A 14,291-nucleotide genomic window follows, 5' to 3' on the forward strand; every position below is an offset into this window, starting at 1 on the left:
GTCACTGGCGTTGCAGCTAGACGTCTGTCTCACTGAAGCGGACCTCATGGATGAACCTAAGAGCGAACATCGTTGATTAACAGCCTTGTGACTTCAAATACGAAAGGTGTAGGTCTTTGTAGCAGGCGCAACGCATTATGCCAACAGGCATGATAATAAATTCCCCTTTTTATTGTGCTAAAAGGGGAATTTATTGATTTGGGTAGAACGACTTTTGGGTATAACAAGTTTTTGGGTAGAACGGCACTATTCTTACGCGAACAACTTAACGTCTTACGCGGACAACTTAACGGGTTGCTCGCTAAAATCTTGTGCAGGGACCAATTTCATTTCAATAGAGGTGAGCATTTCAGCTAAACGCTGATGGAAACTCCGCAGAGTGGTCTCCAGCTTCTCTTGTACTTCAGGATCTTTAATGTTTTCCGCTTTCCAAGTGCCTTCTTTATTGAACAGGCCAAACTGGTAAACATAAGTAAAATGGTCTTGCGCAGGCTCCAATTCTATCCACCAACCCCAGAACTCACGCTTTTCGGGAGCAAGCTTTACATTGACGCAAACAGCTAAACAGTCAAAGAAAAAACGGTCATTCTGGCACTGCCCTTCACGTAGGTATGGCCCCAAAGCGGCGAAACGTTTCATAAGCTTACTTTTAGGATGAGCACTGGTTGACGTCATTCTTAAATCTCCTTATGTAGACGCACCTTTTTAGCAAACTGTTAAAAATTAGCAACTCATTAACGCATTTTATCTTCTAACCATTGGCTGGTTTGCAATAATGCACGATGGAAATTGTCATAGAGCGGCGTAGATGATATAGCCAATAATTTGCCGTCAGCGGAAGAAGAGCATATGAGCTTAGATTCTTCTTTCGGGCTGAAAGGATCGTTTTCCCAGAATCCTGCCAGCATTGGCGTTTGGCAACGTCGCCCCAGTAAACCTTGTATTTTCAATGAATAACTGTTCATTTCTGTTTTCAGTGTTTCATCTGAAGCATCAGCCATACCTAAACGACTGGCCATCACATCCATGTACATATCCGGTACTTTGCGCTGGCTATCGCTGTTGCACAAAAGGTGATGAACAATCGGCCCAAAGCATGCCACGGCACGCACTCGTTGAGGTTCCAGATAACCTAAACGAACCGCGACATTGGCACCAAAACGGAAACCGAAAACACTGACGCGCTGATGGTCAACCCAAGGGATATTGGGCAAGGCATGCAATACCTGTTGATGCAGATAACTGGTATCTTGCGTTAACTTCCAACGAGATGAGGCCCCTACTGAAGGCATGTCGATGGTCAACATGGCTATCCCTTTCGGCGCAAGATAGTCACGGAATAAGCGATGATAGTCACCTTGCAAGGTGTCCAACCCACCACAGATCAGCACCGTTGGGAATGGCGCACTGCCCACGGTCGGCATATGCAAGAATCCGCAAAGTGTGCCCCCATCAGCAATAGAAAACTCTAATTCTTTCAGGGTATAAGGTAAATGTTCAGCGGCAGCTTCATAAGCGCGGTTAGATAAAACCTCGACTTGTTCAGCGAGTTCATCACCTTTCAGATGTGGATAACTGGCGATGCTGTAGAGGTTGGATGCGTTTAACCAATATTGGCCCGCGCTCTCAGGATCGGTCTCTTCCATCGCTTTTTGCTGCCACTTCATCGCCTGCTGTGCCCATTCATAAATCCAGTTACCGTTACGATAACCGACGACGGTGTCCAGCAGCTCGTTATCGCTGTGCTCAGCTTTTGAACAGGCAATACGCGACAAGACTTCTTCTATCTCAAGGGGATCGACACCACGCCAAGTCCAGATGAGGCGGTTGATCATTCGATACCAATGGCAAGTGGTATCCCCATCCAAAGCAGAATGAACGCTCATTGGATGGTTGCAATGGGCATGCCGCACTAAGGTCGACGTTTCAGGGTGCTTAAATTTAGGTTTGAACAAAATTTCAGAAAGGTTGGCTTGTGCCATAGTAACAATAGCCTCCATAAGCCGTGATGCAGGCCCGATAAGGGCTGCTCAGATGGAGCCAAGTTTACTCATACTGCGGGAAAAATGAAACGCCCGGTCAACACCGAGCGTTTAAAGTTGGGTAAATTACTTGCTATTTAGAGGGGCAACAAAGGTTACCGCCATATCCCAAGGCTGTTCAATCCATGTGTCCTGAGGAATATCAACCACATAGTCATCAACTAATGGGCGACCCGCAGGTTTAGCGAACACGGTCACAAAATGAGCTTTCGGGTACATATCGCGAATGGCTTTTGCCGTGCCGCCAGTATCGACCAAATCATCAATCACGATAAAGCCTTCACCATCGCCTTCAGCGCGCTTTAAGACCTTAAGATCACGTTGATTGTCATGGTCGTAGCTAGAAATGCAAACGGTGTCTACATAACGAATACCCAGCTCACGCGCCAGAATGCCAGCAGGTACTAACCCACCACGGCTGACCGCGATGATACCTTTCCATTGATCCGCTGGCAGTAAACGCTGTGCCAATTTGCGGGCGTGAATTTGCAACATATCCCAGGTAACGACGTATTTTTCGCTCATAAAATGTAATCCCAGCCAGTATAGAAGTGGCGTGCCATGTATCAGAAGGGGAAAAAAGGTTGCGCGAGATTATAGTGAGCCAACCGAATAAAAACCAGCGATTATCTGGCTAATTAATCGAATCTGAGACAGTAATTGTGGTGCGATACGCGCGTAATGCCAATGAAAGTGATATTCTCAAACTATCTCGCCATTACGATGGCGGTTTATCGCAACCCCTAAAATCTTTAGTCATCAACCCAATAGCATCTCTGAAATCTCCGTTGTGAGACTGCCGAATGGGAATGCTATTACAGGAGACTTACAGTGTCTGAACTGTCTCAACTTTCGCCACAGCCGTTGTGGGATATTTTCGCAAAAATTTGCTCTATCCCTCACCCGTCTTACCATGAAGAAGCGCTGGCACAGCATATTATGGCGTGGGCCAAAGAAAAAGGCCTGCACGCGGAGCGTGATCAAGTCGGTAATATCCTGCTGCGCAAGCCTGCGACCAAAGGGATGGAGAACCGTAAGCCCGTGGCACTGCAAGCCCATTTGGATATGGTTCCGCAGAAGAATAATGACACGGTACATGACTTCACCAAAGATCCCATCCAACCTTACATCGATGGCGAATGGGTCAAAGCCCGCGGCACGACATTAGGGGCCGATAATGGGATTGGTATGGCTTCCGCACTGGCTGTGTTATCTGATGACAGCGTTGAGCACGGCCCACTGGAAGTGTTACTGACCATGACCGAAGAAGCCGGCATGGATGGTGCATTCGGCCTGCAACCTAACTGGTTGAAAGCCGATATTCTGATTAACACCGATTCCGAGCAGGAAGGTGAAATCTATATGGGCTGCGCCGGTGGTATTGATTTCATCACCACGTTTGCGCTTCAGCGTGAAGCTGTGCCAGCGGGTTACCAAACGCTGAAGCTGACCCTAAAAGGTCTGAAAGGTGGTCACTCAGGCGCAGACATTCACCTCGGTCTAGGCAATGCTAATAAGCTGCTTGCGCGTTTCCTGTTTGAACAGGCTAAAGAGTTAGACCTGCGTGTATTGGATTTGAATGGCGGTACGTTACGTAACGCTATCCCGCGTGAAGGCTCTGTGACGTTGGCCATTGCCGCAGATAAAGTCGAGCAACTGAAAAGTTTGAGCCAAGATTATCTGGCCACACTGAAAAACGAATTGGCTGCAGTAGAAAAAAATCTGACGATACTACTTGAGCCTGTTAGCTCCGAGGCGAAAGCCCTGACGAAAGAGACTCAGCAACGTTTGGTGGCATTATTAAACGCGACACCTAATGGTGTCATTCGCATGAGCGATGCAGTTAAAGGCGTGGTAGAAACCTCACTGAACGTGGGTGTGGTGACCATGAATGAAGACGAAGCCGAAATCATTTGCCTGATTCGTTCCCTGATCGACAGCGGAAAAGATTACGTGGTAAGCATGCTGACAGCAATTGGTCAGTTAGCGGGTGCGAAGACCTCACCAAAAGGTGGCTATCCTGGCTGGCAGCCAGATCCTAGCTCACCGGTAATGGCCCTTGTGCGAGAAACGTACCAAAAGTTATTCAACAAAACGCCAAACATCATGGTTATTCATGCGGGCCTTGAATGTGGTTTGTTCAAAAAACCTTACCCAGATATGGATATGGTTTCGATTGGGCCAACCATGACGGGGCCGCATTCGCCGGATGAACAAGTTCACATCGAGAGCGTAGGCCAATATTGGCAGTTGCTGACCGCATTGCTCAAAGCAATTCCAGAACGCGCATAAAAAGATTGAGTTAACATTCTGACACGAAACGGCGGCTCAAATGGGTCCGCCGTTTTTTATGCCGCCCTATTCCCAGCTCAGCAGTAATTGCCGCTCAAGTTGTGGATCCAGCAATGTGACATGCAGGCCCACCAAGCGCACTCCCCGCCCAGCGCGGCGCTCATTCCACGCCGTTTTCGCTACTTGCAGTAAGTCTGTTTTATTCAGCTGCGGCCAAACATGTTCTTGCGTCGTTTGCTGAAAATCATGAAATTTCAGCTTCACCCCTTGCCGAGCAATATGTAGGTCTGGCCTGACCTTACTTAACCGCGTTTCCAGCTCAATATATAGCTGCTCAATCAATGATTCACAGCTATCCCAGTCATGGATATCCTCTGCCAAAGTCCTTTCAACACCCACCGATTTACGCAAACGTTCGGGGGAGACCTCACGTTCATCAATACCGTGGCTGCGCTCCCACAACACATGACCAAATTTACCAAAGCGTTTCAATAATTCAGCCTGCGAGTAGTTTTGTACGTCACTACAGGTGGCTAACCCGACATCCTGTAAACGTTTAGCGGTCACTTTCCCAACGCCTGGAATTTTGCTCAAGGGCAAATCATGTAAGAAGGGTAAAACCTGATCGGGCGTTATCACATATTGCCCATTGGGCTTGTTCAAATCGGACGCTATTTTTGCCAAAAACTTGATAGGAGCGATGCCAGCCGAAGCTGTCAGGTTCAGTTCATCAGCGATTGATTGGCGAATCTCTTGGGCAATTAATGTGGCTGAACCGCTGCACGCCAGGCAATCAGACACATCTAAATAGGCCTCATCTAAGGAGAGCGGCTCAATCAATGGCGTGTAACGAGCGAAAATTTCACGAATATGCAGTGACGCTTCTTTATAGGCTGCCATACGGCCGGGGATAACTTTCAGTTGTGGGCATAGTTTCAGGGCCATGGCCGTTGGCATCGCACTGCGGACACCATAATGCCTAGCAGGATAATTGGCGGTACTGATGACACCACGCCTGTCGCGACTACCGCCAATCGCGATAGGGATATCGCGTAGGCTAGGATCATCACGCATTTCAACTGCCGCAAAGAAGCAATCCATATCCACATGAATAATTTTTCGCATCTTATCCACCCACCACACATTTACTGTATAAGTATACAGTAAAGTAATCTTAATTCAAGATTATCCTAACTCTCGTCCCTCTAAGCCTATCGATTAACTGTCACATTTCATAATTATCCTAATCAAAACAGTAATCAATAACGCCTATAACAGAATTGAATTCTGTTATTAAGTTCTTTAAGTATTTTGCTATTTATTTTTTATAAAAAACCATTAAATTCGAAAAGGCCTAAAAATATTACTTATATGATTAACATCAACCTCAACGATAATTCATTGTTAATTAATGAATAGGACTCAATATTATGCGAAATTATATTATGGCTACCCTACTATTATCCTCCTGCTTTGTTTCTTCTGGTTTTGCCGCAAATCCCCAATCAGTTACCTCCCCTGAAATACCACAAATTATTGCCCATCGAGGAGGGACAGGTGATGCACCAGAAAACACATTGCCCGCCATCAAAAAGGCGCTCGATAATGGCGCCGATGCAATTTGGATCACGCTACAACTGTCCAAGGATAATATTCCCGTATTGTATCGCCCTTCTGATCTTAAGGAATTAACGAATAAATCCGGTAAAGTTTCTGCTTATACCGCTAAACAACTCGCACAAATGGACGCGAGTGTTGCTTATGATAAAAAACACAATATTACGCTTAAATCAGGTGCTAACAGCGGCATACCTACTCTTGATGAAGTATTGAAACAATTCCCGACCACCACATTCTATCTTGACATCAAATCACCCGATGCCAATCCGTTGACCTTCGCCAAGGCGCTGCAAAAAACACTCGATGTTAGCCATAAAGGCGAGAAAAACCGCCTATCCCGCGCTCGAGTCTACTCAACCGACGATGCATATTTGAATGCATTGGATACCGTAAATAAGGTAGCTGACCCATCACATCAGATAAAGCGTTTTGAAAGCCGCGACCTTACGCGCACTCAGCTCGCCAACATTACTATGGCTCATAAATGTGATTTACCTACGGAGAACCTCGAGCGTTGGTATGGCTTAGAATTGCATCGCAAAGTTGAAGTGGTGGAGAAATATACATTGGGAGAGGGCCGCTCCAATGCGGTACTGAGTTGGGATAAAGAAGCTGTTGATTGTTTTCGCAAAAACACTAACGCGCACATTATTTTCTTTGGGATAAATACGCCCGAAGACTATAAGAAAGCAAAAGAATTAGGTGCAGATGGTGTTATGGTCGATTCACCCGCGCTATTTCGAAAAATTGTGAGTGGCGAAGAATAGTAAGTAGCAAAAATAACGTGATCATCTAAACGATGATATTCAGGATATATACTTTTATTACCCACTATTCGTTAGAGAATCGGCTATCTCTATCTAAATATTCTCCTCGCCAACAAGAGGTTGTTGGCGGGGAGATATATCATATTAACTTTATTTTATCGCGATCTGCTCATCCACTATAAAATACGGTACTGATCCAGCGCCTTTCGACGTGCGGCCTCTTTCGCCAAACGTTTCTTTCGCGAATCACAAGGCTCAGGACAATCACAGACTTTCTCCATCCCCAATGCTCCGATGCCGCCACAACTGCCCTGTAAGGTTTTACGCTTGACAATATAGCCTAATGACATCCCGGCGATAGCTAACAGGAAAAAGACAAAGGACGCGATAAAAACAGTCAACATATCCCCTCCGATTAAGGCCGTTTCTGCCGATAAGGCTGGAAGGCATCAGAATAGCGCTCTTCAAAGCCCTCATCAGTTTTGACTATCATCAGTACCGGAATACCGAGTAAATTCGCCAATGCCATTCCCCGCTCTGGCCCCAGCACATCTAACCCAGTCGATAATCCATCCGCAGTCATACAGCTTGGGTCTAAAACAGTGATAGACACCAGCCGGTGATTAATGGGCCGCCCTGTTTCGGGATCAATTGTGTGAGAATAACGGACACCATCTTTTTCAAAATAGTTGCGATAATCCCCGGAAGTTGCGATTGCCATGCGCCCTGGTTCGATAATCTCTTGAGCACTTTGTGACATGCCAGAAACCGGTTTTTCAATCGCAATGCGCCAAGGTTTATTTTCCCCATTATTACCACGGGTTCGGACTTCACCGCCGATATCGACCATATAGTTGGTGATGTTGTTGGCTTCCAAATATTCAGCGACTACATCAACACCATAGCCTTTAGCAATAGAAGAGAGATCAACATACAACTCGGGAATACGCTTTATCAGCGCCCCATTTTCTACAGCTAAATTCTCAATACCGACCCAAGCGCGGCGTTTGGAAATTTCAGCTTCGGTCGGTACCACATCTGGCCGCCCTTCAGGGCCAAATCCCCACAAATTGACCAATGGCCCAACCGTAACATCCAGTGCACCATCAGTCAGCCGGTTGATACGGATTGCCTCACGTACCACCTTTGCCGTCGCCACTGAAACCGCAAACGGCTTGTTTACTTCTCGGCTTTTGTTAAAGCGACTCAATTCTGAATTGGGGCGATAAGTCGACATCTGATCATTCACGACTTCTAACTCACGATCGATCTCCTGCTGTAGTCTCTCAGGACTGGGCACGGATGATCCCCCCACATACTTAATGGAGTATGAAGTGCCCATGGTTTTCCCTTCCAGATTGATCTGCTCAGGGCCACAGCCCGCCAGCATGACAACCCCGACCACAGCCATTAACCAATGTATTACCTGTTTTTGCTTTTGCACGATATCCCCAATCGTTGTATTCCCTACACATTTGAAGCCGGTGAAAATTGAAGCCAGTGAATAGAAATTTAACCGCCGAAATCATCAAGCATAATATTGTCGTCTTCCACGCCGAGATCTTTCAGCATTTTGATCACGGCCGCATTCATCATCGGCGGGCCACACATATAGAATTCACAATCTTCAGGTGCTGGGTGATTTTTAAGATAATTTTCGAATAAGACGTTATGAATGAATCCGGTATATCCCGTCCAATTATCTTCTGGCTGGGGATCAGACAACGCCACATGCCATTGGAAATTATCATTCTCAGCTTGTAGCTGGTTAAAATCTTCTTCGTAAAACATTTCACGCAGTGAACGAGCGCCATACCAAAAACTGATTTTACGTTTCGAATGCAGCCGCTTGAGTTGATCAAAGATGTGCGAACGCATCGGTGCCATACCTGCACCACCACCAATAAAGATCATTTCAGCATCGGTATCTTTAGCGAAGAACTCACCAAATGGCCCAGAAATAACTACTTTATCGCTCGGTTTCAGGGACCAAATATAGGATGACATTATTCCCGGCGGCGCATCAGGCTGTGAAGGTGGCGGCGTCGCAATACGCACATTCAGCATGATGATGCCACGTTCTTCTGGGTAGTTTGCCATCGAGTAAGCACGCACAGTTTGCTCCGAGACAACCGACTCATATCGGAATAAATTAAATTTATCCCAGTCGCCACGATATTCCACTGGCACATCAAAATCAGCGTATTTGACGGTATGCGGTTCAGCTTCAATTTGAATAAAGCCCCCAGCGCGGAACGGCACCACCTCACCGTCCGGTATTTTCAGCTTTAATTCTTTGATAAATGTGGCTTTATTATCATTAGAGATAACTTCGCACGTCCACTTTTTTACACCAAAGATTTCTTCGGGTAATTCAATTTTCAGATTTTGCTTCACGCTGACCTGACACGCCAAGCGACAACCTTCTTTGGCTTCACGCTTTGAGATATGAGAAAGCTCGGTGGGCAGAATGTCCCCGCCACCTTCTTTAATCTTGACTCGGCACTGGCCGCACGAACCACCGCCGCCACACGCTGAGGAAACGAAAATGCCATGGCTAGAAAGCAGGTTAAGCAACTTATCCCCTGCTGGAGCAACAAAAGATTTTTCCGCATCATCGTTGATATCAACACTAATATCCCCCGTATTCACCAACTTCGACTTGGCAAATAAGATCATCAGTGTCAACGCCAGCACGATGAGGGTGAACATCACTACGCCCAGAATTATTTCCATGAATTATTCCTGCTCTTATAGGCTCACACCGGCGAAAGACATAAATCCTAATGCCATCAATCCGGTCGTGATGAAGGTGATCCCTAACCCCTGTAAACCCGCAGGCACATTGGCATATTTCATTTTTTCGCGAATACCGGCAAGTGCCACAATGGCCAACATCCACCCGATGCCGGAACCAAAGCCATACACAATCGATTCAGGGAAGTTGTAATCACGTTGCGCCATAAAGGACACGCCGCCGAAGATGGCGCAGTTCACGGTAATCAAAGGCAAGAAAATACCCAATGCGTTGTACAAGGCGGGGAAATAACGATCGAGGATCATCTCCAATACCTGCACAATAGCCGCGATAACGCCAATAAAGGTAATGAAATTCAGGAAGCTGAGATCCACCCCTTCGACCAAGGCACCATCACGCAGCACTAGGTTATAAACCAGATTATTGGCCGGTACTGAAATGCCCAAAACGACCGTGACCGCAATACCCAGGCCAAAGGCCGTCGCCACTTTCTTGGAAACAGCCAGAAAAGTACACATTCCCAAGAAGAACGCGAGAGCCATATTTTCCACAAACACTGCGCGAACAAACAGACTGACGTAATGTTCCATCGTCAATTACTCCTTCTCAATCTGCGCAGGCTTCAGGGTCCGTAGGCCCCAAATCAGCATACCAATGATAAAGAATGCACTAGGCGCTAACAGGAACAATCCATTTGGCTGATACCACCCGCCGTTTTGCACGGACTCAAGTACCGTCACACCAAATAATTTGCCTGAGCCAATCAGCTCGCGAACAAAACCCACCAGCACTAGAATGACACCGTAGCCTAGGCCGTTACCGATACCATCCATAAAACTTTCAATCGGTGGAGATTTCATCGCGTAGGCTTCGGCGCGCCCCATCACTATACAGTTAGTGATAATCAAGCCGACAAACACTGACAGTTGCTTGGAGATCTCAAAGGCATAAGCACGCAGTATCTGATCCACGACAATCACCAGCGAAGCAATGATGACCATCTGAACAATGATGCGCACACTATTTGGAATATGGTTTCTGATCAATGAGATGAAAAAACTGGAGAAGGCGGTAACCAAGGTTACGGCCAGCGTCATGACTAAGGCAGTTTCCAGTTTGGTGGTAACCGCTAGCGCAGAACAAACACCCAAGATCTGTAATGCAATGGGGTTGTTATCAAATAAAGGCCCAAATAAGACCCGCTTAATCTCTTTGGTATCAGCCATTTTTTAACGCTCCTTCGCGCACTCGTTGCAGGAACGGGCCAAAGCCGTTTTCACCGAGCCAAAAATCGAAGCTGTTTTGCACCCCGTTTGAGGTCAATGTTGCTCCAGATAATCCGTCTATCGCATGAGGATCGTTAGCAGGTGCACGCCCTTTAACAATACGGATAGCCGGTTGCCCCTGATCGTCAAATAACCGTTTACCCACCCATTGGTTACGCCAATTGGGGTTCTCTATCTCCCCGCCCAGCCCCGGAGTCTCACCATGATCGTAGTAGGTAATACCGCGCACAGTTTTACCGTCGCTGTCGATAGCCACGAAGGCATACATCATCGACCACAGACCCGAGCCATAGACGGGTAAAACAATTTGATTGATCTGCCCGTCTTCACCACGCACCAAATAGATTTCAACGATGTTGGCCCGACGCCGAATCCCAGCGATATCTTGCGCTGAGGTCAGCGCGATGCTCATTTGGTTATCGCGTAGCGCCTGAGCTCGGTCAAAAGTCGCGGGGTCTTGTTTGATAAACTGACCACTTTGTAAATCCAGTAGGCGAGGTTCAATGCGTTCAGCAAATTCGCGTTGCACTTCTTCAGCAGGCATTCTCGGTTGCAGTAAACCGGTGACCGCCAAAATATTCCGCTGTTTATCTAACAAGCGTTGCTCTTGTTGCTTCGCTTTTAGCCCGACAGCCGCACCTGACACCACGACAGAACACACTAAGCACAACACGATCACCACCAGCAATGTTTTGCTGATGCTGTCATTATTTCTTGGTTTATCACTCGCCACGGGCTTTCCTCCGCTTGATATTGGCCTGAACAACCACGTAGTCGAACAATGGTGCAAACAGGTTAGCGAACAGGATAGCGAGCATCATGCCCTCTGGATAAGCCGGATTAGCCACTCGGATTAATACGCACATCGCGCCAATCAAACCGCCATACCACCATTTACCGGCATTGGTAAATGAGGCCGACACCGGATCGGTTGCCATAAAGACCATGCCAAACGCAAAACCCCCGAGGACCAAATGCCAATACCAAGGCATCGCGAATAGCGGATTGGTGTCAGAGCCTATCCAATTAAACAAGTACGCGGTGGCAATCATGCCGATCATCACACCCGCCACAATCTGCCAAGAAGCCACGCGGGCAAACAGAATAATGGCCCCCCCGATCAAGATCATCAGCGTAGAGACTTCACCAATCGATCCTGGGATGTTACCCAGAAAAGCGTCCATCCAAGTGATAGGTTGCTGGGTCACGGTGTTCACTAGACTGTGGCTACCGTTAACCGTCCATTGTGACAATGGAGTGGCGCCAGAAAAACCATCTGCTGCGGTCCACACCAAATCACCGGATATCTGCGCGGGGTAAGCAAAGAACAGGAAAGCACGTCCTGCCAGAGCTGGGTTAAGGAAATTACGCCCCGTACCACCAAAGACCTCTTTACCGATAACGACGCCGAAAGAGATCCCCAGTGCCGCCTGCCACAAAGGCAATGTGGGCGGTACAATCAACGAAAATAAAATGGACGTGACGAAGAAACCTTCGTTGATTTCATGTTTGCGGATGATAGAAAAAACCACTTCCCAAAAACCGCCAACCAAAAACACCACGGCATAAATGGGCAGGAAATAGGCCGCCCCCAGTACCATCTTGCTGATCCAGCCCGCGTCTGGAGCAAAGGAGACACCCAACATTTTGGCCAGTTGATAATGCCAATCACTGGCAATAATCTGTTGCAGCTCGGCACCACTGTAGAGTTGGTTTAATGCTGGGATCGCCTGAGCGCCGACGTTGTACATCCCCCAGAACATAGCTGGAAAGACCGCCAACCAGACCAGAATCATCATCCGTTTTAGGTCGATGGCATCTCGCACATGAGACGCACCCGGCGTCACTTTACCTTGGGTATAGAAAATGGTGGCCGCAGCCTCATACAGCGGATAGTACTTTTCTAATTTCCCACCCGCTTCAAAGTGGTGCTCTATTTTCTCGAGAAAATGTTTCAGGCCCATGAGTTATCCTTCCTGCTCAATCTTGGTCAGTATGTCGCGCAGTACCGGGCCGTATTCGTACTTACCGGGGCAGACAAATGTGCACAATGCCAGATCTTCTTCATCCAACTCTAGACAACCCAGTGCCTGCGCACTTTCGGTATCCCCCGAAAGCAAGTCACGCAGTAAATGTGTCGCCAAAATATCCAACGGCATGACACGTTCATAGTTACCAATAGGCACCATTGCACGCTCACCACCGTTCATATTGGTCGAAAAAGCAAACAATTTACGTTTGAAGAAATGGCCGAGTGTGGTGCGAGTAATGGAGTATTTATCGCGACCAGGCATTACCCAGCCAAAGAGTTCCTTCTCTCGCCCCTCACGAATAACAGACACTTGCTGATGGAAACGCCCAAGATAGCCATGAGTGGCCGAGAAAGCCGTACCACTGAGAACGGAGCCAGAAATAATCCGGTTTTCACCGTCTTTCAATCTACCCGTCGTCAATTCAGACAAACTCGCGCCAAGGCGAGTGCGCAGTAATATCGGTTCATTCACTTGCGGGCCTGCCACCGCGACAATGCGGTCAGTCCACAATTCACCAAGGGTGAAAAGTTTGCCAATCGCAATCACATCCTGATACCCCAGATGCCAAACGGTCTTGCGTGCACTCACCGGTTCAAGGAAATGAATGTGTGTGCCCACCAACCCCGCCGGATGAGGGCCAGAGAACTCATTGTAGGTTACTTGCGCGTTCGGATGGCTACTGACCGCCTGCCCTGATGCATGGCAAACATGTACTTTCCCTTCCGTTAAGCGAGTCAGGAGGGTTAAACCATGCTTAAAGGCATCGGATTCAGTGGAAATGATCACCAGCGGATCAGCAGCTAGTGGTTGGGTATCCATTGCACTGACAAAAATAGCCCGAGGGCGGCTACCCGGTACAGGAGTTTTACTGAAAGGGCGAGTTCGCAATGCAGTCCATAAACCTGAGGCCAGCAATTGGTTTTGTACTTGTTCATCACTCAGTTGATTGAGGGACAACTCATCATGACGTTCGAAAGCAATTTGCTCATCGCCTTCAATTTCAATCACCACCGATTGCAGCACTCGACGCTCACCACGATGAATGGCACAGACTTTGCCGCTAGCCGGTGCGGTATACATCACTCCCGGATTTTTTTTATCTTCAAACAGAGCCTGACCTTTCTTAACCCAGTCACCTTCTTGTACCAACATGGAGGGACGCATGCCCACATATTCTTCACCCAGCAGCGCGACATGACGAATAGTTGGACCATTTTCTATCACCTGCGAGGGTGACCCAGCGATGGGAAGGTCGAGTCCTTTCTTTATCTTAATCATAAGGTTGGACAACTTTATCAGTGATATCAAATGCTGTACTGAAACCCAACGCGTACAGCCACACAAAAGAAGATACTTTCACGCTTCATATAAGCGGCAGCAAAGTGCCGATTCTATAGGGCAACCATGAATACTGACTGAAAGAATCGTAGAAATTAGGTGTTAATCGTCTCTTACGTAAAATGACCACCAAAGCCATTCAATGAACGAGCCAA

General features: G+C 47.5%; 14 protein-coding genes. 2 read left to right on the forward strand and 12 right to left on the reverse strand.

All coding sequences use genetic code 11. From position 1 onward, the window contains the following. Positions 1–273 precede the first annotated feature (273 nt). The 3 genes from crl to gpt form a co-directional block, all read right to left on the reverse strand. Positions 274–675, reverse strand: coding sequence for a sigma factor-binding protein Crl (gene crl / locus DA391_RS17220; RefSeq protein ID WP_019212956.1), 402 nt, complete (start codon positions 673–675; stop codon positions 274–276). A 59-nt stretch (positions 676–734) separates the two neighbouring features. Next, positions 735–1,982, reverse strand: a complete 1,248-nt coding sequence (gene frsA, locus DA391_RS17225; RefSeq protein ID WP_050287014.1) for an esterase FrsA — start codon at positions 1,980–1,982, stop codon at positions 735–737. Between the two features lie 126 nt (positions 1,983–2,108). Further along, entirely contained in the window at positions 2,109–2,567 is a 459-nt protein-coding gene (gpt, locus tag DA391_RS17230; protein WP_050287016.1) for a xanthine phosphoribosyltransferase, read from the reverse strand. Positions 2,568–2,873: 306 nt separating this feature from the next. Between gpt and pepD the strand changes: the two genes are divergently transcribed. Next, positions 2,874–4,334, forward strand: a complete 1,461-nt coding sequence (pepD, locus tag DA391_RS17235; RefSeq protein ID WP_049605928.1) for a beta-Ala-His dipeptidase — start codon at positions 2,874–2,876, stop codon at positions 4,332–4,334. Positions 4,335–4,400: 66 nt separating this feature from the next. On the opposite strand, the gene dinB is transcribed toward pepD, so the two are convergent. Further along, positions 4,401–5,459 carry a DNA polymerase IV gene (gene dinB, locus DA391_RS17240; RefSeq protein WP_050083513.1) on the reverse strand — a complete coding sequence of 353 codons (1,059 nt, stop codon included), beginning with the start codon at positions 5,457–5,459 and terminating at the stop codon, positions 4,401–4,403. 305 nt (positions 5,460–5,764) lie between these two features. Here dinB and DA391_RS17245 point away from each other — a divergent pair, with 305 nt between their 5' ends. After that, positions 5,765–6,721, forward strand: a complete 957-nt coding sequence (locus DA391_RS17245; RefSeq protein WP_108088019.1) for a glycerophosphodiester phosphodiesterase family protein — start codon at positions 5,765–5,767, stop codon at positions 6,719–6,721. Between the two features lie 176 nt (positions 6,722–6,897). Here DA391_RS17245 and nqrM read toward each other — a convergent pair whose 3' ends face one another. The 8 genes from nqrM to DA391_RS17285 all read right to left on the reverse strand — a co-directional run bounded on the left by nqrM (position 6,898) and on the right by DA391_RS17285 (position 14,076). After that, positions 6,898–7,125, reverse strand: a complete 228-nt coding sequence (gene nqrM / locus DA391_RS17250; protein ID WP_050083511.1) for a (Na+)-NQR maturation NqrM — start codon at positions 7,123–7,125, stop codon at positions 6,898–6,900. A gap of 11 nt (positions 7,126–7,136) precedes the next feature. Continuing rightward, positions 7,137–8,132: an FAD:protein FMN transferase gene (locus tag DA391_RS17255; protein WP_072096298.1), complete on the reverse strand. Its 996-nt coding sequence runs from the start codon at positions 8,130–8,132 to the stop codon at positions 7,137–7,139. A 101-nt stretch (positions 8,133–8,233) separates the two neighbouring features. After that, positions 8,234–9,457: an NADH:ubiquinone reductase (Na(+)-transporting) subunit F gene (nqrF, locus tag DA391_RS17260; protein ID WP_108088020.1), complete on the reverse strand. Its 1,224-nt coding sequence runs from the start codon at positions 9,455–9,457 to the stop codon at positions 8,234–8,236. 15 nt (positions 9,458–9,472) lie between these two features. Then, positions 9,473–10,069 carry an NADH:ubiquinone reductase (Na(+)-transporting) subunit E gene (gene nqrE, locus DA391_RS17265; protein ID WP_019212965.1) on the reverse strand — a complete coding sequence of 199 codons (597 nt, stop codon included), beginning with the start codon at positions 10,067–10,069 and terminating at the stop codon, positions 9,473–9,475. Between the two features lie 6 nt (positions 10,070–10,075). Continuing rightward, positions 10,076–10,705, reverse strand: coding sequence for an NADH:ubiquinone reductase (Na(+)-transporting) subunit D (locus tag DA391_RS17270; RefSeq protein WP_050083509.1), 630 nt, complete (start codon positions 10,703–10,705; stop codon positions 10,076–10,078). Next, positions 10,698–11,498, reverse strand: a complete 801-nt coding sequence (locus DA391_RS17275) for a Na(+)-translocating NADH-quinone reductase subunit C (RefSeq protein WP_050083508.1) — start codon at positions 11,496–11,498, stop codon at positions 10,698–10,700. The genes DA391_RS17270 and DA391_RS17275 overlap by 8 nt, the downstream gene beginning before the upstream one ends. Beyond that, positions 11,488–12,729, reverse strand: a complete 1,242-nt coding sequence (locus DA391_RS17280) for an NADH:ubiquinone reductase (Na(+)-transporting) subunit B (RefSeq protein WP_050083507.1) — start codon at positions 12,727–12,729, stop codon at positions 11,488–11,490. Before DA391_RS17280 ends, DA391_RS17275 begins: the two co-directional genes overlap by 11 nt. A 3-nt stretch (positions 12,730–12,732) precedes the next feature. Next, positions 12,733–14,076: a Na(+)-translocating NADH-quinone reductase subunit A gene (locus DA391_RS17285; RefSeq protein WP_108088021.1), complete on the reverse strand. Its 1,344-nt coding sequence runs from the start codon at positions 14,074–14,076 to the stop codon at positions 12,733–12,735. Positions 14,077–14,291 lie beyond the last annotated feature (215 nt).

It is taken from the genome of Yersinia massiliensis, from assembly GCF_003048255.1.
GTDB classification, from domain to species: domain Bacteria; phylum Pseudomonadota; class Gammaproteobacteria; order Enterobacterales; family Enterobacteriaceae; genus Yersinia; species Yersinia massiliensis_A.

Excerpts from the sequence above, each read along its gene's own strand:
- crl (WP_019212956.1), bottom strand. The coding sequence starts at position 675 with ATGACGTCAACCAGTGCTCATCCTAAAAGTAAGCTTATGAAACGTTTC.
- frsA (WP_050287014.1), bottom strand. The coding sequence starts at position 1,982 with ATGGCACAAGCCAACCTTTCTGAAATTTTGTTCAAACCTAAATTTAAG.
- gpt (WP_050287016.1), bottom strand. The coding sequence starts at position 2,567 with ATGAGCGAAAAATACGTCGTTACCTGGGATATGTTGCAAATTCACGCC.
- dinB (WP_050083513.1), bottom strand. The coding sequence starts at position 5,459 with ATGCGAAAAATTATTCATGTGGATATGGATTGCTTCTTTGCGGCAGTT.
- DA391_RS17245 (WP_108088019.1), top strand. The coding sequence starts at position 5,765 with ATGCGAAATTATATTATGGCTACCCTACTATTATCCTCCTGCTTTGTT.
- nqrM (WP_050083511.1), bottom strand. The coding sequence starts at position 7,125 with ATGTTGACTGTTTTTATCGCGTCCTTTGTCTTTTTCCTGTTAGCTATC.
- DA391_RS17255 (WP_072096298.1), bottom strand. The coding sequence starts at position 8,132 with ATGGCTGTGGTCGGGGTTGTCATGCTGGCGGGCTGTGGCCCTGAGCAG.
- nqrF (WP_108088020.1), bottom strand. The coding sequence starts at position 9,457 with ATGGAAATAATTCTGGGCGTAGTGATGTTCACCCTCATCGTGCTGGCG.
- nqrE (WP_019212965.1), bottom strand. The coding sequence starts at position 10,069 with ATGGAACATTACGTCAGTCTGTTTGTTCGCGCAGTGTTTGTGGAAAAT.
- DA391_RS17270 (WP_050083509.1), bottom strand. The coding sequence starts at position 10,705 with ATGGCTGATACCAAAGAGATTAAGCGGGTCTTATTTGGGCCTTTATTT.
- DA391_RS17280 (WP_050083507.1), bottom strand. The coding sequence starts at position 12,729 with ATGGGCCTGAAACATTTTCTCGAGAAAATAGAGCACCACTTTGAAGCG.
- DA391_RS17285 (WP_108088021.1), bottom strand. The coding sequence starts at position 14,076 with ATGATTAAGATAAAGAAAGGACTCGACCTTCCCATCGCTGGGTCACCC.